Genomic DNA, 25,022 nt, shown 5'->3' with positions numbered 1-25,022 from the left:
GGTGAGGGCCGGAGAATAGGCCCCCGTTCCTATTCTCCACCGCCTAGCGAATGCACGTAGACCGCCAATTCCTTGACCCTGGTTTCGCCCAGGCGCGCGCCCCAGGCCGGCATCACGCCTTGTTTCGGCGCTGTGACCTGGGCGGCAATGGCCGTTTCGCCCGATCCGTAGAGCCAGATGGCATCGGTCAGATCAGGAGCGCCGAGCTCCTTGTTGCCCTTTGCGTTGTCGCCGTGACAAGCAACGCAGTTTTCCGCAAAAACCTTGGCACCGGGCGCCACCAAAGATTCGTCGCTGACGGCTTGGGACAGGCCGGCAATATAGGCGCTGACCTGTTTGATCTGGTCGGCAGTGATAATGTCGCCAAAGGCTGGCATTTCCGAAAGTCGCGTATCCGGATCGGATGCGAAGCGGATACCATGCGTGACCGTCTGCTGGATCTGATCCGCCTTGCCGCCCCACAGCCAGTCATCGTCATTGAGGTTGGGGAAGCCCTTAGAGCCCTGGGCGCCGGAGCCATGACATTGCACGCAATTGACCTTGAACGCGGCGCCGCCAGCGGCGATCGCGAATTCGCGCAAACCATCGTCCGCCGCGATCTCCGAAACACTCTTCGATTCTATCGCCGCGACATATTTGCCCTTCGCCGCTTCAGCCGCCGATAGCTCGTTCTTGACTTCGTTGCGGCTCGAATAGCCGAGCACGCCCGTTGTTGCCGAATGCAGCAAAGGCCATGCCGGATAGGCGATGGTGTATCCGATTGCCCAGATAATGGTGGCGTAGAAGGTTACGACCCACCAGCGCGGAAGCGGGTTGTTCAGCTCCTGAATGCCATCCCATTCGTGGCCGGTGGTCGAAACGCCAGAGATTTCATCGATGTGCTCGTCGCTCATGATCACTCGTCCTTAAGGGGAATCCGGGCAGCTTCGTCGGCCAGCTTGCGGCTGCCGGGGCGCAGGGCGAAGGCAATTGCGCCGACAAAGAAAAGCGCCATGGCGACCAGGCCCCAGCTGTCGGCAAACTCTCGCATCAGATTGTAATCCATAAATAAAACTCCTCAGCGATAGCCGGCGGCTTCGTCGTAGTTCTTGAAGTCGACCAGTGTGCCGAGCATCTGCAGATAGGCGACGAGGGCATCCATCTCGGTGACCCGTTGCGGGTTGCCGTCGAAGTCGCCGATCTTGGCTTTGGGGTAGCGGGCCTCGAGGCCGGATGTGTCGGCGTTGGGATCAGCCTGCGCCATCAAGTCGGCGCTGGCGTGTGCGATCATGTCGTCGCCGTAGGGGACACCGACACGGCTGTTGGCGACCAGATGCGTCGAGAAATCCTTCACCTCGATCGGCGTGTCTTTCAGGAACGCATAGCTCGGCATGATTGATTCAGGCACCACCGAACGCGGATCCGTAAGGTGCTCGACATGCCATTGATTGGAATAGCGGTCGCCAACCCTGGCGAGGTCCGGTCCGGTGCGCTTCGATCCCCATTGGAAAGGATGATCGTACATCGACTCGGCCGCCAGACTGTAGTGACCATAGCGCTCGACCTCGTCGCGGAACGGTCTGATCATCTGGCTATGGCAGAGGTAGCAACCCTCGCGCACATAGATGTTGCGCCCGACAAGTTCGAGCGGCGAGTAAGGGCGCATGCCCTCGACCTTCTCGATCGTGTTGTCGAGATAGAAGAGCGGTGCGATCTCGACGATGCCGCCGACAGTCACCACAAGAAGAGAGCCGATGAGAAGAAGCGTGGCGTTCTTCTCAATGAGCGCGTGTTTGTCCATCAAGCTCATTTTTCTGGCTCCCTATTCGGCAGGCTGAAGGGCGGGAACAGAGCCGGGCATCGGCTCCTCCTCGCGCTGGTATCCGAGAATGGTCATGGCGATGTTCCAGGCCATGATCAGGGCGCCGGAGAGATACATGGCCCCGCCGATGGCGCGCATGACATAGTAGGGGTGCATGGCGGCCACGGTTTCGGCGAAGGAGTAGACCAGGAAGCCCTGCTCGTCGTATTCGCGCCACATCAGGCCCTGCATGATGCCGGACACCCACATCACCGCGGCGTAGACTACGATGCCGAGCGTCGCCAGCCAGAAGTGCCAGGTGACGAGCCGCAGCGAATAGAGACGTTGACGATTCCAGAGCCTCGGCACCATGTAGTAGATCGCGCCGAACGAGACCATGCCGACCCAGCCGAGTGCGCCCGAATGGACGTGCCCGATGGTCCAGTCGGTATAGTGCGATAGCGAATTGACCGCCTTGATCGACATCATCGGACCTTCAAAGGTCGACATGCCGTAGAAGGCGATGGCCATCACCATCATGCGGATGATCGGATCGGTGCGCAGCTTGTCCCAGGCGCCCGACAGCGTCATCAGGCCGTTGATCATGCCGCCCCATGACGGCATCCACAGCATGATCGAGAACACCATGCCGAGTGTCTGCGCCCAGTCGGGCAGGGCGGTGTAGTGCAGGTGATGGGGGCCGGCCCAGATGTATAGAAAAATGATCGCCCAAAAATGGACGATCGACAGGCGGTAGGAATAGACCGGCCGGTTCGCCTGCTTGGGCACGAAGTAATACATCATGCCGAGGAAGCCGGCGGTGAGGAAAAAGCCGACGGCGTTGTGGCCGTACCACCATTGCGTCAGGGCGTCCTGGACGCCGGAAAAGGCGGAGTAGCTCTTGGAACCCAGGAATGATGCCGGTATCGACAGGTTGTTGACCACATGCAGCATCGCGATGGTGACGATAAAGGACAGGTAAAACCAGTTGGCGACGTAAATATGCGGCTCCTTGCGCTTCAGGATCGTGCCGAGGAACAGGATGAGATAGGCGACCCAGACGATGGTCAGCCAGATGTCCACATACCATTCGGGTTCGGCGTATTCGCGGCTCTCGGTGATGCCGAGCAGGTAGCCGGTCGCGGCCATGACGATGAAGAGCTGGTAGCCCCAAAACACGAACCAACCGAGATCGCCGCCGAACAGCCGAGCGCGGCAGGTGCGCTGGACGACATACAGGGACGTGCAGAGCAGCGCATTGCCGCCGAAGGCGAAGACGACGCCGGACGTATGCAATGGCCGTAAACGGCCGAAGTTAAACCAGGGCTGAATGTTGAGATCGGGGTAGGCAAGCTGCAGCGCAATGACGACGCCGACCAGCATACCGACGACACCCCAGAACATGGTGGCGATGGCGCCATAGCGGATTGGCCCATCCATGTAGGCGGACGGGTCGATCGAAGCAGCCAGTTCGAAATTCGTGTTGCGGATGAGGATGGCGACAAAGCCGAGCAGCACAAAAAACAGCACCCACATATGCTGCCGGAAGGGCTCGTCCACACCGAACCCGGCTGCCACAAGGGCCGCAAATGTGAACAGGCCCAAGGCGAAGATTTGCGTGCCGAACTTCATGACCTGTCCCCGACCTCGGATTGGAATGCGCGGACACCGATCCGCTTGACACCAATTCAGCAGTCGCGTCGTCGCTGCCTTGATCCATGTCAAAGCCATTTGCTTTTGGATTGGGCAGCTTCGAACTCGCAAACGATCAGGAGGCTTTCATTGGACGGGGAGAACGAGCGGAAATCGTCGCTGTTTGAAGCCCGCCGCGAGATTTCCATGCCGGTCGGACGGTTCGATCGAGAGTTTCTCCCTGGCGCTGTGATGAAACGTGCCCATGGGGAAAAGCTGCGGCTCTGTGACGCCTTGGAAAAGATCGCCGATACGTTGCCGGCCGCAGATCGCCTGAACTGTATTGGCGTGGCCAACGCGATCGTTCCGCTGCTGCGCAACATTCATCAATACGAGGAGACGGTTATCTTTCCGGCCTACGAGGCTGCTTTGACTGGCAGCGATGCCAAACTTGCTTCAACTCGTCGATTGCGCGCAGAACACATCGAGGACGAATGCTTTGCCAGCGAGGTGACTGAAATCCTGCTGGCGATCGGCCATGGCGAGAAGGTCGACAATGCCGAGGCTGTCGGCTTCATGCTGCGCGGCTTATTCGAAAGCTTGCGCCGGCATATCGCCTTCGAACGCGAGCACGTCTTGCCGATGATCGGGGTCGTCGATGCCGGTTAGGCGCCGGAGCGTCGCTGCAGCCGGCTCATGTTCTCCACAGTCATGTGCCGGTTGTTGTCGATCCGGATTACGCTGTCTGTTCTCAGCCTGGTCAGTTGGCGGCTGACCGTCTCGATCGTCAAGCCGAGAAAATCGGCGATGTCGGCGCGCGTCAGCGGCAGGTCAAAGGTTGTCGACTGGGCCGCCGGGTCAAGCGTAGGATCGATATTCCTGGCGATCATCAGGAGAAAGCTCGCCACCTTTTCCGCAGCACTCTTGCGCCCCAGCGTCACCATCCAGTCTCGTGCTTCGTCTAGTTCATTGAGCGTCTGCTTGAAGAGACGATGCTCGAGCTGTGGTGATTCCTTCATCATGCGTTCGATGGCGGCTTTTGGAAACGAACACAGGGAAACGGTGGTTGCGGCTTCGGCGTTGATCGCGCTCTCCACCTTGAAGGGCCTGCCTAGAAAATCGGGGGCAAACTGGAGGCCGACAATCTGCTGGCGTCCGTCCGACAGGCTCTTGGTGAGCTTCACCACGCCGGAAAGCACGTTCGAATAACGGTCGACGGTCTCGGTGTCACCAATCAGTTCTGCGCCCGGTTCAACGGTATGCTTCGATGAGGTCTTGGCGAGGCCCACCAGTTGATCGGGATCGAGCGCGCCGCAGACGCCATGGTGGCGCGCTTCGCATGATCGGCAAAGCACTGGAATGCCGGTGCTGTGAATATCCTGACGCACTGTCATCATGATCGTCCGAGGACCCAAACTGCCGGCAAGATAGCATCGGCGGCAGGAAAATTCTTGCGGCAGTTTGTCCACAGCGGACTTTGACCGAAATCAAGGCTGCCGGCCAGTAATGTGGTCAAAGTCGGGCCATGCAAAGTGGAGCGGATAGAGGCGTGCGGCCAGAATTAGTTGCCAGGCTTGGTGAGAACGTGCCGCGCTATACGAGCTACCCGACAGCGCCGCATTTCAATGCAAGCGTCGATGCTGCCGTTTGTCGGGGCTGGCTGCAGGCGCTCGACGAGGGCCACGAGATATCGCTCTATCTGCACATCCCGTACTGCGACAAGCTTTGCTGGTTCTGTGCCTGCCATACCAAGCAGACACGCCACTACGAACCGGTGACCACATATCTTCGCTCACTGCATGCCGAGATCGCCACCGTCGCCGGTCTTGTCGCAGGCAAGGGTCGCGTGCGTGCCGTCCATTTCGGCGGCGGTTCGCCAACGATGCTCAAACCGGAGGATCTGGTGGCGCTGGCAATCGTCCTTCGCAACAGCTTCACCTTTCTTCCTGGCGCCAAGATCAGCGTCGAAATCGAACCCAATGATATGGACGATTCCCGCCTCGACGCACTCGCCGAAATCGGCATGACCCGGGCGAGCCTCGGCGTCCAGGATTTTGACCCGAAGGTGCAAAAGGCAATTAACCGCGAGCAGAGCTTTTTGCAGACCAAAGCGGTAGTCGACGGCGTTCGTTCGCGCGGCGTCGAATCGGTCAATCTGGACCTGCTCTACGGCTTGCCACACCAGACCAGGGAGAGCGTCTCCTCCACCGTCGCGCAGGCACTGACCCTGGAACCGGATCGGATAGCGCTTTTTGGCTACGCCCATGTGCCGTGGTTTAAGAAACATCAGACGATGATCGACGAGGCATGGCTGCCGGGTCCGGCAGAGCGGTTTGCTCAATCGCGACTTGCGGCGCGGGCGATCGTGGACCAGGGATACGAAGCAATCGGGCTCGACCATTTCGCCAAACCGGGCGATGCCCTCGCGCTTGCCGCCCGCGCCGGAACACTGCACCGGAACTTCCAGGGCTATACCGAGGATCGCTGCGAGACCTTGATCGGCCTTGGCCCGTCATCCATCAGCCAGTTTCGCCAGGGCTATGCACAGAACATTCCTTCGACCGCCGAATATGGACGCATGGTTGCAGAAGGAGGGCTGGCAGCGGTCCGAGGCATTGCGCTTTCCGAAGACGACCGCGTTCGCGGCTGGATCATCGAGCGATTGATGTGTGACTTCGCCTTCTCGGCGATTGAGCTGGTGGAGCGCTTTGGCGAAGCCGGCCAAAGACTTCTCCTCAAGGCGAGTTCCACGGCTCTTCATGGTCCTGCGCGGCTGCTTGAACTTGATGGTGACCGCTTCGTCGTGCCGGCGGAAAGCCGGCCCTTTGTCAGAAGCACCGCAGCGAAGTTCGACAAATATTTCGAAACCGGTACAGCCAGGCATTCCGTAGCGGTCTGAACGATCGCCCGTTCAGAAATGCTCGCCGGCCTTGAACGGGCCGATGCGGGTGCCTGCCGCAATCAGGTAGGCGGTCGACCAGCCGATGAGCAGAAACCGTTGACGCCTTCGAGCGCCGCCAGGACACGCCACGCGTGAGCGGGCACGATGTCGCCATAGCCGACGGTCGAAAAGGTAATGGTCGAAAAATAGAGCGCGGTTTCGAAGTCAGCGAAGATATCAAGCAACCGGTACAGGCCCGCCCAGAGCCAGACCTCCGTGGTCATGACGGCAAAGAGTCCCATCACCACGCTGATCATTGCGACGATACGGCTGCGGCGTCCGTGCATGCGAAACCGGGCGACCAGGTGTCCCATCGCGTGCGTGATGGCGATCAGACCGAAGGTATGGATCAAGACCGTCAAACTTATGACGACGGTGCCGATGAGCAGATTGAGGATCATCTTCGGAAGGTAGAGATTGCGGCGGCGCCTTCCTTGTTCGAAATCAAAACCGGCAGGTTTCACCTATACGGCACAGATTGTCGACCGCGTCAGGAACCGCTTCTCGCGCCCGTTGTCGAGCGAGAACATGCCGCCGCGACCAGGCACAACGTCGATGATGAGATCGGTATGCTTCCAGGCCTCGAATTGCGACGCTCCGATGTAGAACGGCGCGTCGCCGATATGGCCGAGCAGCACGTCGTGGTCGCCGACGATGAAGCCGGCACGCGGGTAGCACATGGGCGAAGAGCCGTCGCAGCAGCCGCCGGATTGATGAAACAGCACCGGACCGTGCTCGGCAACGATCTCGGCGAACAGTTCAAGGGCTGCCGGTGTCGCGGTAATCTTCGCTCGCATCATGTTTTCCGATTTCCAGCCTTTGGCGCGGCCCCTCGCGGAGCCGCGCCTGTGGGTCAAACCGGCGATCAGAAGAAGCCGAGCTTCTTCGGGCTGTAGCTGACCAGCATGTTTTTGGTCTGCTGGTAGTGGTCGAGCATCATCTTGTGCGTCTCGCGGCCGATGCCGGACTGCTTGTAGCCGCCGAAGGCCGCATGCGCGGGATAGGCGTGGTAGCAGTTGGTCCAGACGCGGCCCGCCTGGATCGCGCGGCCGAACCGGTAGGCGCGATTGCTGTCGCGTGTCCAGATACCGGCGCCGAGGCCGTAGAGCGTATCGTTGGCTATGCTGAGCGCTTCGTCGTCGTCCTTGAAGGTCGTGACCGAGACCACCGGTCCGAAGATCTCTTCCTGGAAGATGCGCATCTTGTTGTGGCCCTTGAACACCGTAGGCTTCATGTAGTAGCCGCCGGCGAGATCGCCGGGCAGGACGTTGCGGGCGCCACCGGTCAGCACCTCCGCGCCTTCCTGGCGGCCGATGTCGATATAGGACAGGATCTTCTCCAACTGCTCGGATGATGCCTGGGCACCGATCATCGTTGCCGGGTCGAGCGGATCGCCCTGCACGATCGCCTCGACGCGCTTGAGGGCGCGTTCCATGAACGTATCGTAGATCGATTCATGGATGAGCGCGCGGCTCGGGCAGGTACAGACCTCGCCCTGGTTTAGCGCAAACATGACGAAGCCTTCGATCGCCTTGTCGAAGAAATCGTCATCCTCGGCGACAACATCCTTGAAGAAGATGTTTGGCGATTTGCCGCCCAATTCCAGTGTTACGGGGATAAGGTTCTGGCTGGCATATTGCATGATCAGCCGGCCCGTCGTGGTCTCGCCGGTAAAGGCGATTTTGGCAATGCGCGGCGACGACGCGAGCGGCTTGCCGGCTTCGAGGCCGAAGCCGTTGACGATGTTGAGCACACCCGGCGGCAGCAGATCGCCGATAAGATCGGCCCACAGCAAGATGGCAGCCGGCGTCTGCTCGGCAGGCTTCAGCACGACGCAGTTTCCGGCGGCAAGCGCGGGAGCAAGCTTCCAGCAGGCCATCAGCAGCGGAAAGTTCCAGGGGATGATCTGGCCGACCACGCCGAGCGGCTCATGGAAATGATAGGCAACGGTATCGTCGTCGATCTGCGAAAGGCTGCCTTCCTGGCCACGCAAGGCACCGGCGAAATAGCGAAAATGGTCGATGGCTAGAGGCAGGTCGGCGGCGGTCGTTTCGCGGATCGGCTTGCCGTTGTCCCAGGTTTCGGCACATGCGAGGAGATCGAGGTTTTCCTCCATGCGGTCGGCGATGCGATTGAGGATGAGTGAGCGCTCGGCCACGCTCGTGCGCCCCCAGGCGTCCTTGGCGGCATGGGCAGCGTCTAAAGCCGCCTCGATGTCCTGGGCATCCGAGCGAGCCACCTCGCAGAGCAACTGACCATTCACCGGCGAGAAGTTTTCGAAATAACGGCCCGAACGCGGCTCGGCCCATTTGCTACCGATGAAATTGCCGTAGCGCTTATCGAAGGGCGCCTTGACCGGGCGTGAGAATTCTACCTTGTTCATGTGTCTTCCTCCCAAGGCTGACGCCGCGGAATGCGACGCTTCGGGAAGACACTTGCGATCTCCCACCGCTATTGCCAATACGCCGGGGACAGTGGGCGGGCGGGATGTGTCGCAGAATTGCGACAGTCATGCGACGTTTCAAAAGTCAGTGGGACCTGTGGACGTCCAGGCGGTTGAGCTTGCGGTGAAGCGTGGCGCGACTGATGCCGAGCGCATGGGCCGCGGCCGAGACATTTCCGTCTGCCCGCGCCAGCGCCCGCTGCAGGACGCCGCGCTCCGCCTCGGCGAGGACTTCGGGGCCGCTCTCGGCCCAACCGAGCAGATCGGCCGCAGGCATCGGCTTGTCGAGACACTGTTGCGTAATTCCAAGCGCCAGGCGAGCCGAACGGGTCGCGCCGACCACAAGGTCGTCCGCATCAACCGCGATCAACGCGCCGGAACCCTTGTCGGGCACCGGCGCCAGCAGAATGCGCGCCTTGGGGAATGCCATCTTGAAGTTCTCCGCCTCGATCCGACGCGCCGCGTCGACGACGGCCATAGAAATAAGGTTGGAGAAGACCTCGGTCAGATCAGCCCGGCAGGAAGACACGTCAAGCGCAGCCACAAGGTCTCCACGGTGATCATAGATCGGAGCCGTGGTGCAGCTCAGCCCGGTGTTGCGCGTGTGAAAATGCTGATCACGGTGGATCGTCAGGACGCGCTGTTCCACCAGGCAGGTGCCGATACCATTGGTGCCCTCGCTCTCCTCGTTCCAGACGGACCCTGTCCATAACCCCCAGGAACGAAACGTCTCGTCGTCCACAGGCGCGCCGCGCCGTTCGACCGGCACGCCGTCGCGATCGGCGAGCAGGACGCAGCATCCAACGCCGCCCACCGCAAGATAGAGCCGGTCCAGGCTTGATTGAGCAACCCGGACGAGCGGCCCGATGCGTTGCCGGGCCTGTCCCAATTCCGCCTCTGTCAGGTAGCGTGGGGGGCTGCAATCGGCCGGATCGAGCCGGTGCAGACTGGAAGACCGTCGCCAGGAAGCGACCAGCGCGGACTTCGCCGCCGCGTCCGAAGCGATCGCGGCCTGAACGCGGTCGGCGTGATGACCGGATAGATCCTCACCCATGCTTGTCCTCCCAAGCCCAGTTCTTCCTTTCGGCTACTAGACCACGGTTGCTTCAAGACAAGGCAACGCGGGTGTCGTATCAGATTTCGCTTTCTATCAACGCACTGTCAATTCGACAGAAGAACCAGACATCCTCTATGTTTTCCTGTCAGTCAGTGACGTTTGGCCAATGGATAGTCGTCCTCGCCTGTGCATTCTCTCTCTTCCAGGCAACCTTTCGGTTAATCCCCTAAAAGCCTATCGGCATGAACTGGGCATTCATTGATCTAGGGCAAAGACGACCGACCATAATCAGCCGCGGGACCGTGCGGAACAATACGGGAAGATTTCTGATTTTGGCCAACGAAAAAGCCAATAAAATCAACGGTCACGGGTACGTCTCCGGCAAAGACGAGTAGCGACGTGCGCATCGGAGGGGCGACGGACGGCGGAACGTTCCGCTGCAAATTTCGGGGGTTCGAGTCGCTAGAGGGATACCGCCAATACAGTGCTGTGACCGAGTTCGTTTGCTGACGGGGCTTCTTAGTCAGCGCAAATAGGTCCTACACCAGAATGATGCGCCTGGCCGGTGACAAATGAATCTCTGCTGGACCGCCGATGATATGGGAAGTCGCTCGCAAATCGCGCCCTACGCGCGGGTTGATCGGTTGATCAACATCAAAGCTTGAATATGAGAAATGCGCCAACTGTGACGGCGGTGGTCACCGTGGCTCGAGTGTCAGCAGATGTGGTAAGGTTGAATATCAGCGAGTGGCAGAGGTCCAGCAACAATGACTTTGAGACGAACCAGAGCATACGGCGCATCCGGCTTGGTTCTAGCGGTTTGCACTGTGTTTGCTTGGCAGAACGCCACTGCCGCTCAAAATTGCGACGCAGCCGCGACGCCTGGCGTCAATTGGCACGAGTGTGACAAGAAGCTTCTCATCCTAGAAGGACAGGACCTGAGCGGGGCGAACCTGTTCGGTGTTGATTTCACTTCGACCGACCTCAGGAACAGCAATCTCGTTGCCGCAAATCTTGAGAAGGCAACGCTTGTGCGTGCTTCCCTGGCCGACTCGACCGCCAAAGGCGCCCGGTTCGACAGAATCGAGGCCTACAGGACCGACTTCAGCCGTATGGACGCGCAGGGCGCTGTGTTTGCGAGCGCGGAAATGCAGCGCTCGAATTTCCAGGACGCCAATCTGACCAATGTTGATTTCACAAAGGCGGAATTGGGGCGTGCGCAGTTCCATGACGCCGATATCAGCGGCAGCCGCTTCTCGTTTGCCAATCTCGCACGGGCGGACTTCCGAGGAGCGACGTTCACCGCGCCGATAGACTTTGACCGCGCCTTTTTCTTTCTGACCCGTATCGAGGGCCTCGACCTTTCCAATTCGGTGGGTCTGTCCCAGTGGCAGCTCAACATGGCTTGCGGAGACGCCCGGACCGAGTTGCCTTCTGGCTTGACGAGGCCTGAAGATTGGCCCTGTCAATTCCAGCAGGAATAGTTGTCGCAAACGAACGACTGCGGCCAACCGAGCTTGCGCGGGACGACTTGAAAAAGGGCCAAACTTCGGATCGTGCGGTAACGGTGTGGGGCCATTGGCTGGATGCCCACAACTTGACCGAGCGGCTGTGCCGTGAGCAACGACGCTTGGAGCGGAAGCTCGCCGAAACTATTGGCTTTCCGAGCGCGACGATACTCTCGAATGGTGAGAGCGTGACACTGCATTCACTGAAGGAAATTCGTGAATTGTTGGGCGTCGACCCTATCGACTCAGCGGTTCGCGCGAAGGCTGAAGCCGACTTCGCGGCCCATCAGGCTCACTGGATGCTGCCGACAGGGAAATAGGTTATTCCGCAGCGATGCGCGCTGAGCACGAAGCGGCCAACCGAGCGGAGGCCCTGCTCGAAGAATTGTCTGAAACGGCTGCCACTACCCTTGCCGGCGTGGCAGCCAAGCTTGATGCAATCCTTAAGGAAGGTCAGTCGTCTGAGGACGATGCCGAGTTTCCCTGGCCCCAAATCCGCTCGGCCATCGAGGATATTGCCGGGATTAGCCGGCAGAGAGAACCGGGTTGAAGGCGTCCATGCGGGTTCGCGCAGGTCTGTAACTCCCAAGCATTCGGAATTTGCTGAGTTCCTGGCGGCACGCAGTGACTGACTCACATTCCAGGGGGTGACAGATGCAACAGCGAGAGGCCTTGTCGGAATCGAAACGGCTTCCTGCCGTCACGGCGTGGGCAAAGCCCAAACCTCAAACGAGCCCTCATCCCGCGGATCGCGGATCAGCATGTCGGCAGGCAGATCGCGATCGTTCGCATCCAGTCGGGCGTATCGCAGGCACAGCTTGCCCGATCGATAGGCATCAGCTCTCAGCAACTTCAGAAATACGAGAACGCGAGAAACCGTGTCAGCGCGTCCATGCTCTACGAGATCGCCCTGTCGTTAGGCGTCCTGTTAGCCGCTTCTTCGAAGGCTTGCCGGGCAACGAGACGCGCAAGGCTCCGCCTCTGCCGGTCGACGAGCGCATCAATTTTATTGCCAGCGGAAGGCCGGCGTCTGATTGAGGGGCTGATGCAGCTTCCTCCAAGGGTGCGTGGCCGCGTCGCGGCCTTGATCTCCGCATTGGGGTACGAACCGACCGCCATCGCCGTCGACCAGGACAGTCCGAAGGCCGGAGAATCCGAGCCGGCCGAACGCAAAACGCTGGAGCCGGCAGGATAGTCTCGCCGCGAATCTGCTGTCGCTCGACACAGACTGTGCCGTTCCAAACATAGCACTTAGCCCATGGTGCGATTTTGACGCTGGCTGCCGCCGGTCTGCCAAAACCGTCTGAAAAACCGGCTGAATTCCGAAAACAAGCCAGCGCCGTCGCGTTAGGCAGACCTAAAAGGCTAGTGATTTCAACTGGATGGAATGGCGCCCCAGCGTTGATGAAACTGAGAACTACGTCTTCGCTGGAGCGCTATGATCCCGCATCCAGCGAGAGCCCCATATTTCTAGTACCGCGACGAAGTTGGAAATTTCACTACGCCGCTGCGGATCGAGTCAGCAACCGTATTTGGAGGGAAGTGGACGATAATCGAACGGCGTGCTGGCTGGCCTTACCTTCCCTTATGACTTTGATCCAGCATCCGTCATTGTAGATGCAGATATTTGCCGCAGCCTAGCGGAAGCGGCTCTCTGGTTAGGCCAACCGTCCGTCCGAGCTGTGGCCGGCCCGCCGATTGCCGCACTGAAGTTTCGTGAGCCAGACGAGCGATGGCTGCGAACGCAACGATCGCTCCGCAGCCGAGCAAAGCTGAAACGGCCAAGGATACGCCTTACGTGTGATCCATCAGGTCGTCGACCGTTCTGGCCTTGATGTATCGAGCTGGGTTCCGTCCGGAGGCGAGCGCGCTGAAGTGCGCCTGCCCGCACGCGATCTTGCCGGCCTCGAGGTCTTAAAGTGCCTCCATACTAACGGCGCCGGCCGAGTCTCGAGGACGTTCGCCAGTAATGCCCCCGCCTGCAGATACTGCATGCTTTCCGCACCAAGCGGACACTACCCAGCAATCGGGCCCATTCTTTGGCCGTGCCTCCAGACATTCGACGAACCTAACTCCTGATGCCCACGATAGCCTTTATCCTGGGGCCCGACGGAAGCGCGCCTTTCCTGCCGTATTCGGAATGGATAGCACCAAAAGCTTCCCGTCGAGCGTTGCCTGACGTAGCTGCTCCAGCGGATTCGCAAAATCCAGCGGAAGCGAGACATAGTCTCCTTCGCAGTCTCGCTCGCCCTTTCGAATGAAGTCCGGCGTCAGAAGCGGTCCGCCAAAGTTATTACAGCCGTCAAAGCCTGTGATGTTGTCACCAACTACCTCGAAATACACAGGGACTGAGGACGATACTAAAACACCATTGACCGACTCAAGAACCCATCGGCCCTGAAGGTCAGACAACTCAACATTGCGTGGCCCTGCTGAGGGTATTCCGACGACTCCTGCCACGATAGCGATGGCCGTCGCGGCTGCTACCAAGCAGAATACAAACAGCCCTGCTCCAACGCGCACTGGCACCTCGATAATCCTCATACTACTACGCCCCAACAAGATTTACATTGACGAGCGCCCTTTTCCGATAGATATTCTTTTAACAATAAATACAGGGGGGTAGTGATGAGGGTTCTAGCGCGACTTGGGCTAGCTGCGGCAGGATATTGCCTTTTTCTCCAATCTGGTTCCATAGCATACTCCGATGAAAACGTCGTGGGCCAGCCATCAGACACCCACGGCGTCGCTCCGGCTGTCACAACCGACAGCGACTTCAATCGGGAGCTTAGCGTAGAGCAACTGTCGCCCAAAGTCCGCTCGATTTTAGGTCTGCCAGACAAATCTATAGGGGCAGAGGCCTTTGGCTCAGGGAGCCACCCGTTTACCACCGAGCGTGTGAGCGTCGAGAACGGCATCGAGCCAGTCAATAGCTATCCTTGGCGTGCCACTGGTAAGCTATCTATGACCTTCGGACCGCAACGTTTTGTCTGTTCTGCATCTGTAATTGGCAGATCACTTCTGGTGACCGCTGCGCATTGTGTGCATAACTTCGGCAAGGGTAAGGAGGGTTTTGCAAGCTCTGTCTCGTTTGAGCCAGCGCGGCATGACGATGCAAGGCCTTTCGGGACTTGGACCGCCAAGGCGTGGTTCATCCCTAAGACTTATTTTGACGGCAGTGATGTCTGTTCTAACGGGGCGCCAGGAGTTGTCTGTGAGAATGACATAGCAGTAGTCGTGCTAAACCAGAACGGGGACAAGGCTATCGCTGATGTTGTTGGCATGTACAATCTGCCCCCTGAACCAAACGAAGACGAGGTTCCGCCTCACGAATTCGGCTTCACTTTTTTCTTGGGGCAGAAATCTGCGCATTTTACTCAACTCGGATATCCGTCAATGGATTACGACGGAACAAAGATGATCCGCACTGATTCCCTCGGCTATCAAGATGACCCGAACAATGTGATTATCGGATCAAATCAAACTGGTGGATCTAGTGGCTGCCCTTGGCTTCAAAATTTCGGAACACCTACTTCGTACACTGGGACGCCTCCATTTGACAGTCAACTTAACACGGTGACGGCCGTAACCAGCTGGGGTTTCACAACCAGTCACATCAAAGTCCAAGGTGCATCGCGGTTTGCAAAGAACCACGCTTACACAAAGAAGACGAATATCCGGTCCCTTGTAGACGAGGCCTGTGGGGCGGATCCAGGCGCCTGTTGACCGCTAGGAGGCATACGCGGGAGCAATGTTGTCGACTTTTATGAGATCCTCGCATTGCTCGACGCGAGACCAAGTGCGGAAGTCTGCAAGGCGGCTGATGCAGATGTTGGCGTTGGCAGTTCTGCTTAGTGGGAGCCTGATTTTCCCGTGCCGCGCAATTGGTGAGGAGCAGGTTCGTATCATAAAGAGTGAGTCCGCTCTTTGGGCTGATCAGCTTGTCCTCACGGGCGAGCGTAAATGCAATTCGGATATCGAACGGCCAACCGGCACGTGGAGAGAGTTATTTTTTGGCCGGGGACGCAGCATGACGTGCACTGACATTGTGAACCAACTGGAAGACTGGGACGCCATTAGCAAATTCGGTTTCTTTGACCGCGTTGCGGAAAGCCCGATCGCACAGCATTTGACCAGCGAATATAGGGCACAGTGTCTCATTCGCTTTTCCGATATTACGGATCAAGGGGGTGGTTATAAGGGAAATCGAGCTTCGTCAGACCACCTGACGTGGATATCCTCAAAAGAGCAGGTTGAAACCTTGCGCGATAGCGTTGGGGCACTAAGCGGTTCTGGTGGAGATAAATATTGTTCCGCTACTCTTGTTAGCATTGGTGAAGGGCGGTCTGGCTTGCTAACTGCTGCGCACTGCTTGGGTCAGTATACGACAACGGGCGAGGATAATGTAGCGAAATTGACGTACGTGTTCTCGGATATGGTTTTCACTAGTATTTCTGGACAAACGCTACACCTTAGATTGGACGACGGTTTTTCGGGAAGAGTGTTTAATGTAAAGAACGGAGACGTAGTTTTCATCCCGTTACCCGATTTAGGCCCTTCTCGATATCTTCCATTGGCGAACTTCGCAGCCGAGATGTGGGAGCCGCTGATCATTGTTGGTGTCAATCCATACCTCTCAAGGGCAGTCCTTGCGGAAGATCAGGGTGTGCCAAATAATTTGGGCAGATTTGTATCAGTGTCGATGGAGCCATACTGCATGCTTCTTGCTCGCGATCAGGATGGTGAGATTCACCATTTGTGCCAAACCGATCGCGGGCAGTCAGGCAGCGCGATACTTGTACTGCGGGAGAGGCAGTTCTACATCGCGGGGATTCATTCTAAGGGCAATTTCCGCAAGAAGTATTGCTGCTCAAGCGGTGTGTTCGGTTCCGAGAAATGTGATGCTGTACAGACAGGTAATTCAGGCGTGGCGATACACGAGCCAGTCATCGGCCCTTGAAGAGTTATGTCTAATATGGGGGATCACGCCGGAACTGACCGATCGCTGCCGCCATTCGGGCTATAAACGAGCATGCAGTCGAGGGAGGATACAATGTCGTCTACCTACAGGTTGTTGTGTGGTTGGGGCTGTTGCCTTTTCATCATCGTTTGCGGCGCCGTTCAGGCTGGGGCACAACCGATCGCCTGCCTGATCACCAAGACCGAAACCAATCCCTTCTTCGTCAAGATGAAAGAGGGCGCCACGGCCAAGGCCAAGGAACTCGGCGTCGACCTCAAGACCTATGCCGGCAAGATCGATGGCGACAGCGAGAGTCAGGTCGCAGCGATTGAAAGCTGCATCGCCGACGGCGCCAAGGGCATACTGATCACCGCCTCCGACAACAAGGGCATTGTGCCGACGGTGAAGAAGGCGCGCGACGCCGGCGTTCTGGTGATCGCGCTCGACACGCCGCTGGAGCCGATCGATGCTGCCGATGCCACGTTCGCAACCGACAACTTCAAGGCCGGTCAGGCGATCGGCGCTTGGGCCAAGGCCACGCTAGGCGATGCCGCCAAGGATGCCAGGATCGGGTATATGGATCTGAACCCGCGCCAGCCGACGATGGATGTGTTACGTGACCAGGGTTTCATGACCGGCTTCGGCATCGACACCAGGGACATTAAGACGATCGGCGACGAGGATGATGCGCGCAACGTCTGCCGCGACGTCACGAACGGCAGCGAAGAGGGCGGCCGCAAGGCCATGGAGAACTGCCTGCAGAAGGATCCGGGTATCAACGTCGTTTACACGGTCAACGAGCCTTCGGCTGCGGGCGCCTACAAAGCGCTGACGGCAGTTGGCCGCGAGAAGGATGTGCTAATCGTCTCGGTCGATGGCGGCTGTCCGGGCGTCAAGAATGTCGCCGAGGGCGTCATTAGCGCCACCTCCCAGCAACATCCCTTGCTGATGGCATCGATGGGCATCGAGGCCATTAAGAAGTTCGCCGATTCCGGCGAGAAGCCCAAGCCGACCGAGGGCAAGTTGTTTTTCGACACGGGGGTTTCGCTAGTACCTTCGCCGGAACAGGAACCTGTCCCGGTTTGTGAGGTTGACCCGACACTGTGCCACACCAAGCCGATTGAAGAGGCTCTAAAGGCCTGCTGGTAAGCGGATCTTCTGCGTGCCACCGCCTAGTCCTCCCAGCTCCGCGCCAGGTTTTGGAGTGAACTTGCTCTGTCATGCGAGCCAACGGTATGATCTGCGCCCGCGACCTCTAGCGAAGGCGGCTCTCTGCTTCTTCCTCCACAGCGGGTTTTAAAGAGCAGACTCTCTCTCCACTACTGCCTTTACAGTAATCCTTGCACAACGGCCAACTTCCGGATTTACTGTTACCTTAGCTTGACTCTTGCTGACGCTGGTGAAACTGTCCTGCCACGTGGGCATCGCCAGATTTCGAGGGTGCTTGTGATGCTGCTTGGTATTTCCACGATCATGTTGGCTTTTCTGGTCTCTCTCGTAGGGTACCATGGTGCACTCTGCCAGCCGCTCCAGATTGTAACACTGGAGCCAGGGTGGAACCTAGTTAGCTTTCACACTCTCCCGTCGCACCGGTCTCCCAAAAATGTATTCTCTGCATTGAAGCAGGAAGGTACCGGCCAGCCGCTGGCCGATACAAGCGATGCAACACGCAGCCGGCTACGAGCTGCGTTTGACCTATCATCCGTGCACCAGACAAATGACTCATTTGAGTTTGGATGGCGCGAGTATCGCCTCGGGGCGGAAGTGACTGCAGGTGCACTTCTCCACCTCTAAGCATAAGCTCGGTCTTTCGTTCTGACGACTTGAAGGCAGTCAGTAGAATTGCGACGTGGGATGCTGTTGACGTTGCCCCCAGTTTCTATCCAGTTTTGAGTTCGTTTCCGGCATGGGTTGTGCCCTGCTGGGCGGGTGAAGCGACGGGCGCTGGCGCGGAGCCTTTGGCACAGCGCAGCGCGAGCGACCGTCGCAGATTGAAGGTGGTGGCGAACTCGGCCGGTGTCTGCCAGGCGATTTGGGAATGCGGCCGCGCGGTGTTGTAGTCGGCGCGCCACAGGGCGATGGCGACGCGTGCCTGAGCCAGCGAAGTAAACAGCGTCTCGTTGAGCAGTTTATCGCGCAGTCGGCCGTTGAAGCTCTCGATGAAGCCATTCTGCATCGGCTTGCCGGGCGCAATGTAATGCCATTCGACGCGGTTCTGATCCGCCCAGGAGAGGATGGCGTTCGAGGTGAACTCGCTTGTCGCTGACGATCATTTTCGGCCGGCCGCGCTCGGTGATGAGCCGGTCCAATTCTCGGGCAACCCGCATGCCCGAGAGAGACCTATCAACGATGAGTGCCAGGCACTCTCTCGTGCAGTCGTCGACGACGGCCAGGATGCGGAAGCGGCGCCCGTCGGTGAGCTGGTCCGATACGAAGTCGAGCGACCAGCGCTCGTCGGGCCTCAGCGGCACCAGCATCGGCGCCCTGGTCCCGATCGCCCGCTTGCGGCCGCCACGGCGGCGAACGGCGAGCTTCTCCTCCCGGTAGAGCCGGAACAGCTTCTTGTGGTTCACGACCAGGCCCTCCCGCCTCAGCATCACGAGAAGACGCCGGTAGCCGAACCGGCGACGCTCTTGCGCGATCGCCTTCATCCGCTCGCGAACCTCGGTCGTCCGGCCTGCTGGTCTCGTAGCGAACCGTCATGCGGCAACAGCCGATGACTTTACCGGATTAGATCAGAGGGGCAAGGTCACGGCATCGGAGACAATGCTGACGATCGCGGCGGATTCCAAGCACCTCGGGCCCGGATCGGCATCACCGCCGTGCTCCACACATGGGGATCGGTAATAGCGCATCATCCGCACCTGCAAATGATCCTGCCAAGCGGCGGCATCCCGCCGGACGGGTCACGCTGGATATCGTGACGGCCGGGCTTCCTTCTCCCGGTGCGCGCCGCATAAGGTAGTATGACGAGATGTCCAAAGTATGTTAAGTTCTGTAATTGACTCATCACTTATCTTGAATGTTGAAGCCGGTTGGAGGAATTCCATGGGTTCGATAATACGTGCTTTAAATACGAGCACCTCTGAATTGAATTTGTCATTCCAGGAGGATAGCGTAAGCGAGGATCTGCACGCGAATGGGACCGGATACAGGTATGCATGGGATCGTCGAGATGGAATTGAGAAAGGGCGTTTAGATCTCTCTCATCCCACCGAGATGGGACTCACGTTCCGCAGTGATGTAGCAATGCAAAAACCGGGATCCGCTAAAGAATTTCTGACTTTTGAACTTATTCGGGATGGCGCGACCATCCGCTGCCACGGCAAACTAGTTATCAACAACCCTCCACATAACCAAGATACGAATTTCGACACTTCTAACGTTCCATTTGAATCACCTTTCAGATATAGTATCGGCAATCTAGAGCTACTATGCGAGGCAGCAGCCGATGGACTATTAATATTTAGTACTATCTACGCTGGGCTTTCGTTTAAGATTCGAAGTATTTGGAAAAAAGATGGAGAGGTAGTGAGCCTCGAAATATCCCGACAAACTTAGTCTTGCCGGCTCATCGCTAGAATTGCGGAGACGTGTTCTTTTTCGGAAGCGCGAGCTTAGGTCGCTGAAGTGCTCGGGCGGCCGCTGGAGCGGTAAGAGAACTTGTCAGGCGGAAGGAACTGCATGGTCCCTGGCCCGCGTAAATTCAGAGGATATGGCGGGGCGCGACACCGCAATCTTCGCCCCTCATCGCCAGCGACGTGATCGCGCTGGGCACGGGATGGTCGAAGTGCCGTCGGGGAACAAAAGCTTGTCAGCTGAGGTCGCCTCCCCAATTGCCTGGTTCGCTGCGCCGAGACTAGCAAATCAAGCAATTGGCTGCACTTACACCTAACTCTTCAACAGCAGAAACTAGAAGCGCGCGAGGAAGTCAAAAGGTCATCCTTGCTGACATATTACTGCAGTTGGACAACAGGGTGATAAATCCCCCTTGACCCCTAATATTAGAAATGTAAGTTTTTAAAAGTGCGAGCTTCATAAAGTTGAGTATCGCAGGGGGATTTTAACTTGATCGAGATCTACGCTCATTCTGCGATTGCTAGGTTGCGCGTGACCTCGCCAATGACGTTCATCCGATACGCGGGTCTATCCGCGGTGTTCGTGGCGAGCCTTGGCTATGGCGCACAGGCGCAAGAGCCAACGCCGACAACGGTATACGCTGCGCTCCACGCCTCGATTCCCCTCGATCAAGGAAGCTTCGCCACGGTATTCCTCCGATCCGTCCCGCTCGATCTTCTAGCTGAGCATGGCACTGAGGCTGACAACTTCTACAATAGCATTGCCGACATCACGAACGGTGCGGTGGCGCCGAATTGGATATCCCAGCTTGAACCCGGCACAGCTGCCGAACTCTATACGCACTTGGTGTCCGAGGCGAGCTGGGGACGCGTGCCATTCACAACGGAGATGAAGGAATATGAGGAGCTTACGGCCGCTCTGTATGTCAAGAGCGGCAACGGTCAGTTCCTAGCTCGGCCTGCAGTAAAGAGATTGCTTGAGCTTCAGGCAAACTTAGCGGCCGTTACACAGGAATGGGTTGCCGCTAAGCCTGAGGAGCGCACCCCGGCCTTGAAGGCTCGTCTGGACGCCGCGAAGGCTGCGCTACAGAACGATACTGAAGCAAATAAACTCATACCGAAGTTGGCGCGCTTAAAGACGCTGGTAAATTACGATTATAGAACTCGCGGCTTGGAGGCGAAAGAGCGGTTAAATCGCAACATAGACGCGAAAACTGGCAAGCTGGCTACGAAGGCAACTCCTCAGATAAGTTTTTTTTCGCAGGCCTCTTCCTGGGAAGCGGTATCCGTAACATTGGATGTGTCTACACCTGCCCCACCGGGCAGCCTAACGCCGACACTTCCGCCCGTTTGGTGTTGCGACCTACCCGCCGCTGGTGCCGGCAACGAACTATCTCCCGTGTTCAAAATGGAATTTGAACGCATGGTAGTGAAGATCAGTCAACCTTGGCGCGATGACCAGATTCTGTCGGGTGCGGCAAGACAGATATGGAAATGGAAGGGCGACGAGGCCCCTCTCTCACGAGGCCAGGCTGGCTTAGCCGACCCGGGGGGGGGCGTTGATCTTACTCTGTTGCCTCGGCAACTAGTCCTAATTCGGAATGTTAAAATTAGCGGTGAGTTCGAAGAATCTCTCATGAGGGCAATCGCTGAGGCGGCAACGGGTAAACGCAGGGTCTATTTTGGACCTATAGCAGTAGCTGGCGATTTCGCATTCGGGAATGGCTTGATGAGAATTCAGCCGTTTGGCGTTGATCGCAAAGTGATAGCAGTGTCCGCCGTGCAGATTATAGGGTTAACGGGGGATATATTGCCCCCAGCGCCAGATCCGCGAGCTGATCTTGTGTGGGAAGACCCGCTACCGACATTTGAGGGTTTAGGAAACTGACACTAGAGGAGAACCGATCATGAGGCTATCACACGCAATCTGCGTTGCAACATTACTAGCGGGTGCAACAGACGCCTTTGCAGCCGGCGAGACAAATGCTGAGTTGATGCAGAAGCTGTATTCCGAGATTGCGGCGAATCTTCGCGTAGGCGACCAAAAGCTCAGTCCAAATACCAATATGCTGGTGCTTGCAGCGCCAGCAATATTAGTTGATCCAAATATAAGTATGGACAACGCGGACGACGCAGCTAACATTATAACAAACATGAGCGATCGAATAATATTGCCAAGCGCGTTCCTTGACTTTAAACCTGGTCGAATGAGCGATCTATACCAGGAAATTCTACGCAGTCACGTGGTCCCGCTGCCGATTCTCGAATCCGCAGAGAAAGCTCAACTGGAGGACGCCAATTCAAAGTTGTTTAATAGCAAAGGTGAGTCGCGCCGATTGTTGGAGGATTACTACAAGTATAGCAAGCTTCTCCAAACAGCCAACCAGAATGCTTCGCTTTGGCAGTCGCAGAACGTCGGAAAGGCACTTCCCCTAGAGCACATAAATGCGATAAAGTTCGCATTGACACAGTATATAGCTCATCAGGGGGACAAAGCTCAGGGGTACTTGCTTACGATTCAAAAATATGCTCAGCGTGATACGGAATTTTATTTTGAAAGACTCAGGGACCGGTTTACCGCCAACTGGTTCCAGGCTAACTGGTACGGAAGGACTCTATTTTATCCAACTTATCAAACATGGCTAAACAAGGACCTCAGTTGGCAGAACATTAAGATAACATCTCAAATGCTCGATGCCAGGACTCACGACGAGCATTCGGATATTGGAGGCGGGCTTTCAGGCAGCTGGGGGTTGTTCAGTGTAGGCGGGGACTATAGCGAGGATGAAACTAAACATACCGAACGAGCAGATGCTTCCAACTTGACCATCAGCTTCGATGTTCTCCGTGTTGGAATCACTTATGCGTGGATGGACGCTAATGTTTTTGAATCCCAGATGTGGGATTGGTCGAACGGTTCAATTTACGCTGGGCAAAAGATATCGTCCGGCGCCGACTACGCGAAGGGTGAAACGCCTACAGGGATCATGCCCGTCGTCCCTGTCGAGCTAATTGTCGCGCGCAACCTCTCGATGACCGCAGACTGGAGCATTGATATCAAGGAGTTTATTGAGAAGCATTCAGGAGGCGGCGCGTCATTCGGGTATGGTCCGTTCAAGCTCGGAGGACGTACAAACAAGAGCTCGAAGGACACGTATGTCCATGCCGAAGGGAACGGCAACACTGTCACCTTCGATAGCCCTCAGATAATTGGATACTTAGTACATGCACTCCCTGAATCACCTAAGCGTGCCCGGGAGATTAACGGGAAGCCAGTTGTATGGCCGGATGAGCCACGCACGGACAAAGCTATTGAAGCGCTTGCCACGGCAGAGAGTGCCGATCCATTGATTCAATCAGCTCAGGAGCTTCTCAATACGGCTAAAAGCAAATGAATTTTGTCAGCAATCGTGCGCGCACGATTTTTTGGGTGTCGCGTTGTGCACTTGTTGTCTTCGCGACACTCGCCGGGGTCGATAGGTCGACTGCTGCGGATTTACACGAGGTGCAGGCTAATATTCAAAGCGTATTGAGTAAAAGCGACTTATTATATTGGCGCTCGTCCTACAGAGTTTCGGTTTTCGCCAGTACGTCAAAAATACCGATCCCGCCAGATGGCAATTACGGTCCTTTGATAGAGGCCACTCTAAAGCCCAGAGAGATGTCAATAGCTGAGTCATATGAATACATACTGAGATATGCTGACGTTCCCGAAATTCGGGTCCTGGGGCGCCAGAGGCGCCTGCAAGATTCAAAACAAATCCTAGATCGGCCAAGCCGATGTCCCATAGAAAAACGAACCGTCAGATGTAGAGCGTTTGAAAGTTATTTGGCCTACCGGAGTCGGTGGGAAACCGCGCTGGCTGCTGAGCCGGCAGACAGCGCTCCTAGTTCCCAATTGACGAAGATTCAACAGGATTGGGATCATTTTGGGTTCCGACGGGAGGTGTCAATTGCGCTCTGGGTTACACATGACCTGGAAACGATTGATCCTTTGTTTCTTTTTGCTGACTTGACGAGTGATTTTGTGGCGTATGGTGGGTCTGCCTGGACTCGCAGCGGAGCCGGTCCCTTTACTCATGTGGAACTAACCTACCTCAGCCACCCTGAAAATTGGCGGGAGATAGGCGAAGGTGAACGAAAAAGATTTCTGACCGTTCTAAGAATTCAGCGGCCTTGGTTTGACCCGGCTATAGCGACGCAATATGCATGGCGCCTAAACCGGGCCGCACCAGGCGGAAGTGAAGCAAGTTTTTCGGACGGTGTCTCTTGCCGACTGCCGCTAGCATGTATCCCCCAATGGGTTGTTGTCACTCGTGTTGACCCCGCCGATCCTCAATATATTGAAGTGGTCGGCACAATAGACGTGCAATCTCCTCTTGTTCCGAAGGTGCTGGATGCCCGTAACCAAATTGGCAAGGAATCGATATCTCGCTCCAGTTCTTTTAACGATTTGCTGGATCGGCTTGACAACGTCAGCTTCTGAGTCTGCCGATTTGCCAGCATCAGTCTCTCCTCGACCACCCGTCAAAGCACGAGTGCCAAAGATACTCTGTCCCCCGATTGTCGAATACAGCCCCGCATTCCAATCCGAACTCGCGGAGGAAGTACGCAGGTTGAGTTTGGAGTCCCCACTGACGATTGCGATGAAGGATTACCTCCTCTTAAGAGACCACCTTCGAGAATGCCAGCTTAACATCTCTTCTGGACAGCAGCAGTGAGGTGCAACGGCACCTCGAACGCGATCCTCTCCTGGGCGGAATCAGAACCGCGTCGAATGACCTTACATTGCGCCCGGCAAGCCGATGCAGACGGATGTTGTAGAATAGCCCCTTCTGCTCATTCGGCGGCTTTTTCCATAGCCTTCTGCCTTTCCGGCCTCGTTCGCGTCGGGAAGTCTCTGCTGCATAGGCAGCTTCTGCCTTTTCGACTCGGGACCGTTCTTCGGCGCGCTTGGCCGGGATGTTGTAGTCGAAGGCGGTGCCGCGCCTGGCATGGCTCGTAGGTAAGCGCTATTTTCGCTGCACGTTGACGCGGTGGCTTTCGACGGATGGCCTTCGAATCGGGAACGGTATCTGGTCTGATCAGGCTGCTGTTACTTTGGCGAAGTTGAAGGGCAGCAG

Annotated in this window: 22 protein-coding genes and 4 pseudogenes; 15 read left to right on the top strand and 11 right to left on the bottom strand. The window is 57.2% G+C overall.

Annotation, left to right across the window (positions count from 1 at the left end; all coding sequences use genetic code 11):
* Positions 1-29: 29 nt before the first annotated feature.
* The 4 genes from ccoP to ccoN are packed head-to-tail and all read right to left on the bottom strand — an operon-like array spanning position 30 to position 3,412.
* A complete protein-coding gene (gene ccoP, locus NKJ55_RS30055) occupies positions 30-893 on the bottom strand; it encodes a cytochrome-c oxidase, cbb3-type subunit III (protein ID WP_352453039.1) in 864 nt (287 codons plus the stop codon).
* 2 nt (positions 894-895) lie between these two features.
* Positions 896-1,045 (bottom strand): cbb3-type cytochrome c oxidase subunit 3, encoded by a 150-nt coding sequence (locus NKJ55_RS30050; protein WP_352453038.1) that lies wholly within the window; start codon positions 1,043-1,045, stop codon positions 896-898.
* Between the two features lie 12 nt (positions 1,046-1,057).
* Positions 1,058-1,789: a cytochrome-c oxidase, cbb3-type subunit II gene (gene ccoO, locus NKJ55_RS30045; protein ID WP_352453037.1), complete on the bottom strand. Its 732-nt coding sequence runs from the start codon at positions 1,787-1,789 to the stop codon at positions 1,058-1,060.
* 12 nt (positions 1,790-1,801) lie between these two features.
* Positions 1,802-3,412 carry a cytochrome-c oxidase, cbb3-type subunit I gene (gene ccoN / locus NKJ55_RS30040; protein ID WP_352453036.1) on the bottom strand — a complete coding sequence of 537 codons (1,611 nt, stop codon included), beginning with the start codon at positions 3,410-3,412 and terminating at the stop codon, positions 1,802-1,804.
* A gap of 252 nt (positions 3,413-3,664) precedes the next feature.
* On the opposite strand from ccoN, the gene NKJ55_RS30035 reads away from it, so the two are divergent.
* Positions 3,665-4,081: a hemerythrin domain-containing protein gene (locus tag NKJ55_RS30035; RefSeq protein WP_352453055.1), complete on the top strand. Its 417-nt coding sequence runs from the start codon at positions 3,665-3,667 to the stop codon at positions 4,079-4,081.
* On the opposite strand, the gene NKJ55_RS30030 is transcribed toward NKJ55_RS30035, so the two are convergent.
* Positions 4,078-4,806 carry a Crp/Fnr family transcriptional regulator gene (locus NKJ55_RS30030; protein WP_352453035.1) on the bottom strand — a complete coding sequence of 243 codons (729 nt, stop codon included), beginning with the start codon at positions 4,804-4,806 and terminating at the stop codon, positions 4,078-4,080. The two genes, NKJ55_RS30035 and NKJ55_RS30030, sit on opposite strands and share 4 nt — an antisense overlap.
* A 155-nt stretch (positions 4,807-4,961) precedes the next feature.
* Here NKJ55_RS30030 and hemN point away from each other — a divergent pair, with 155 nt between their 5' ends.
* Positions 4,962-6,311: an oxygen-independent coproporphyrinogen III oxidase gene (hemN, locus tag NKJ55_RS30025; RefSeq protein WP_352453034.1), complete on the top strand. Its 1,350-nt coding sequence runs from the start codon at positions 4,962-4,964 to the stop codon at positions 6,309-6,311.
* A 62-nt stretch (positions 6,312-6,373) separates the two neighbouring features.
* Here the strand turns inward: hemN and NKJ55_RS30020 are convergent, their stop codons facing one another.
* The 4 genes from NKJ55_RS30020 to NKJ55_RS30005 form a co-directional block, all read right to left on the bottom strand.
* On the bottom strand, positions 6,374-6,817 hold the full coding sequence (locus tag NKJ55_RS30020) for a potassium channel family protein (RefSeq protein ID WP_352453033.1): 444 nt from the start codon (positions 6,815-6,817) through the stop codon (positions 6,374-6,376).
* Entirely contained in the window at positions 6,818-7,150 is a 333-nt protein-coding gene (locus tag NKJ55_RS30015) for a DUF779 domain-containing protein (RefSeq protein WP_352453054.1), read from the bottom strand.
* Between the two features lie 68 nt (positions 7,151-7,218).
* Positions 7,219-8,736, bottom strand: a complete 1,518-nt coding sequence (adh, locus tag NKJ55_RS30010) for an aldehyde dehydrogenase (RefSeq protein ID WP_352453032.1) — start codon at positions 8,734-8,736, stop codon at positions 7,219-7,221.
* Between the two features lie 145 nt (positions 8,737-8,881).
* Positions 8,882-9,850 carry a helix-turn-helix domain-containing protein gene (locus NKJ55_RS30005; protein WP_352453031.1) on the bottom strand — a complete coding sequence of 323 codons (969 nt, stop codon included), beginning with the start codon at positions 9,848-9,850 and terminating at the stop codon, positions 8,882-8,884.
* Positions 9,851-10,620: 770 nt separating this feature from the next.
* Here NKJ55_RS30005 and NKJ55_RS30000 point away from each other — a divergent pair.
* The 5 genes and pseudogenes from NKJ55_RS30000 to NKJ55_RS29980 all read left to right on the top strand — a co-directional run bounded on the left by NKJ55_RS30000 (position 10,621) and on the right by NKJ55_RS29980 (position 12,556).
* Complete coding sequence (locus tag NKJ55_RS30000; protein ID WP_352453030.1) at positions 10,621-11,337, top strand: pentapeptide repeat-containing protein; 717 nt, start codon at positions 10,621-10,623, stop codon at positions 11,335-11,337.
* A 113-nt stretch (positions 11,338-11,450) separates the two neighbouring features.
* Positions 11,451-11,681, top strand: a complete 231-nt coding sequence (locus tag NKJ55_RS29995; protein WP_352453029.1) for a hypothetical protein — start codon at positions 11,451-11,453, stop codon at positions 11,679-11,681.
* Between the two features lie 14 nt (positions 11,682-11,695).
* Positions 11,696-11,911, top strand: a complete 216-nt coding sequence (locus NKJ55_RS29990; RefSeq protein WP_352453028.1) for a hypothetical protein — start codon at positions 11,696-11,698, stop codon at positions 11,909-11,911.
* A gap of 78 nt (positions 11,912-11,989) precedes the next feature.
* Positions 11,990-12,274 (top strand): annotated as a pseudogene (locus NKJ55_RS29985) (helix-turn-helix domain-containing protein); the annotation flags it as partial.
* A 132-nt stretch (positions 12,275-12,406) separates the two neighbouring features.
* Positions 12,407-12,556, top strand: coding sequence for a hypothetical protein (locus NKJ55_RS29980; RefSeq protein WP_352453027.1), 150 nt, complete (start codon positions 12,407-12,409; stop codon positions 12,554-12,556).
* 899 nt (positions 12,557-13,455) lie between these two features.
* Here the strand turns inward: NKJ55_RS29980 and NKJ55_RS29975 are convergent.
* A complete protein-coding gene (locus NKJ55_RS29975; protein ID WP_352453026.1) occupies positions 13,456-13,905 on the bottom strand; it encodes an META domain-containing protein in 450 nt (149 codons plus the stop codon).
* 174 nt (positions 13,906-14,079) lie between these two features.
* Between NKJ55_RS29975 and NKJ55_RS29970 the strand changes: the two genes are divergently transcribed.
* The 3 genes and pseudogenes from NKJ55_RS29970 to NKJ55_RS29960 all read left to right on the top strand — a co-directional run.
* Positions 14,080-15,087, top strand: coding sequence for a trypsin-like serine peptidase (locus NKJ55_RS29970; RefSeq protein WP_352453025.1), 1,008 nt, complete (start codon positions 14,080-14,082; stop codon positions 15,085-15,087).
* Positions 15,088-15,184: 97 nt separating this feature from the next.
* Positions 15,185-16,321 carry a trypsin-like serine peptidase gene (locus NKJ55_RS29965; RefSeq protein WP_352453024.1) on the top strand — a complete coding sequence of 379 codons (1,137 nt, stop codon included), beginning with the start codon at positions 15,185-15,187 and terminating at the stop codon, positions 16,319-16,321.
* 177 nt (positions 16,322-16,498) lie between these two features.
* A pseudogene (locus tag NKJ55_RS29960) lies at positions 16,499-17,470 on the top strand (sugar ABC transporter substrate-binding protein); the annotation flags it as partial.
* A 730-nt stretch (positions 17,471-18,200) separates the two neighbouring features.
* Here the strand turns inward: NKJ55_RS29960 and NKJ55_RS29955 are convergent.
* A pseudogene (locus tag NKJ55_RS29955) lies at positions 18,201-19,045 on the bottom strand (IS3 family transposase); the annotation flags it as partial.
* A 27-nt stretch (positions 19,046-19,072) separates the two neighbouring features.
* Here NKJ55_RS29955 and NKJ55_RS29950 point away from each other — a divergent pair.
* From NKJ55_RS29950 to NKJ55_RS29930, 5 genes and pseudogenes are all read left to right on the top strand, one after another.
* A pseudogene (locus tag NKJ55_RS29950) lies at positions 19,073-19,242 on the top strand (transposase); the annotation flags it as partial.
* 127 nt (positions 19,243-19,369) lie between these two features.
* The gene (locus NKJ55_RS29945; RefSeq protein ID WP_352453023.1) at positions 19,370-19,882 is read left to right on the top strand and encodes a hypothetical protein; all 513 of its coding nucleotides are present in this window, start codon (positions 19,370-19,372) and stop codon (positions 19,880-19,882) included.
* Positions 19,883-20,389: 507 nt separating this feature from the next.
* Positions 20,390-21,787, top strand: a complete 1,398-nt coding sequence (locus NKJ55_RS29940; RefSeq protein ID WP_352453022.1) for a hypothetical protein — start codon at positions 20,390-20,392, stop codon at positions 21,785-21,787.
* 19 nt (positions 21,788-21,806) lie between these two features.
* A complete protein-coding gene (locus NKJ55_RS29935; protein ID WP_352453021.1) occupies positions 21,807-23,294 on the top strand; it encodes a hypothetical protein in 1,488 nt (495 codons plus the stop codon).
* Positions 23,295-23,845: 551 nt separating this feature from the next.
* Positions 23,846-24,385 (top strand): hypothetical protein, encoded by a 540-nt coding sequence (locus NKJ55_RS29930; protein WP_352453020.1) that lies wholly within the window; start codon positions 23,846-23,848, stop codon positions 24,383-24,385.
* Positions 24,386-25,022: the final 637 nt, after the last annotated feature.

The organism is Mesorhizobium sp. M0106, assembly GCF_040322715.1.
GTDB lineage: Bacteria > Pseudomonadota > Alphaproteobacteria > Rhizobiales > Rhizobiaceae > Mesorhizobium.
Note: the sequence above shows the minus strand (reverse complement) of the source record. Positions and strands in the feature narration are given on the sequence as shown.

Coding starts and splice junctions, on each gene's coding strand:
- ccoP (WP_352453039.1), bottom strand. CDS start 893: ATGAGCGACGAGCACATCGATGAAATCTCTGGCGTTTCGACCACCGGC.
- NKJ55_RS30050 (WP_352453038.1), bottom strand. CDS start 1,045: ATGGATTACAATCTGATGCGAGAGTTTGCCGACAGCTGGGGCCTGGTC.
- ccoO (WP_352453037.1), bottom strand. CDS start 1,789: ATGAGCTTGATGGACAAACACGCGCTCATTGAGAAGAACGCCACGCTT.
- ccoN (WP_352453036.1), bottom strand. CDS start 3,412: ATGAAGTTCGGCACGCAAATCTTCGCCTTGGGCCTGTTCACATTTGCG.
- NKJ55_RS30035 (WP_352453055.1), top strand. CDS start 3,665: ATGAAACGTGCCCATGGGGAAAAGCTGCGGCTCTGTGACGCCTTGGAA.
- NKJ55_RS30030 (WP_352453035.1), bottom strand. CDS start 4,806: ATGACAGTGCGTCAGGATATTCACAGCACCGGCATTCCAGTGCTTTGC.
- NKJ55_RS30015 (WP_352453054.1), bottom strand. CDS start 7,150: ATGCGAGCGAAGATTACCGCGACACCGGCAGCCCTTGAACTGTTCGCC.
- adh (WP_352453032.1), bottom strand. CDS start 8,736: ATGAACAAGGTAGAATTCTCACGCCCGGTCAAGGCGCCCTTCGATAAG.
- NKJ55_RS30005 (WP_352453031.1), bottom strand. CDS start 9,850: ATGGGTGAGGATCTATCCGGTCATCACGCCGACCGCGTTCAGGCCGCG.
- NKJ55_RS30000 (WP_352453030.1), top strand. CDS start 10,621: ATGACTTTGAGACGAACCAGAGCATACGGCGCATCCGGCTTGGTTCTA.
- NKJ55_RS29990 (WP_352453028.1), top strand. CDS start 11,696: ATGCGCGCTGAGCACGAAGCGGCCAACCGAGCGGAGGCCCTGCTCGAA.
- NKJ55_RS29980 (WP_352453027.1), top strand. CDS start 12,407: ATGCAGCTTCCTCCAAGGGTGCGTGGCCGCGTCGCGGCCTTGATCTCC.
- NKJ55_RS29975 (WP_352453026.1), bottom strand. CDS start 13,905: ATGAGGATTATCGAGGTGCCAGTGCGCGTTGGAGCAGGGCTGTTTGTA.
- NKJ55_RS29965 (WP_352453024.1), top strand. CDS start 15,185: ATGCAGATGTTGGCGTTGGCAGTTCTGCTTAGTGGGAGCCTGATTTTC.
- NKJ55_RS29945 (WP_352453023.1), top strand. CDS start 19,370: ATGGGTTCGATAATACGTGCTTTAAATACGAGCACCTCTGAATTGAAT.
- NKJ55_RS29935 (WP_352453021.1), top strand. CDS start 21,807: ATGAGGCTATCACACGCAATCTGCGTTGCAACATTACTAGCGGGTGCA.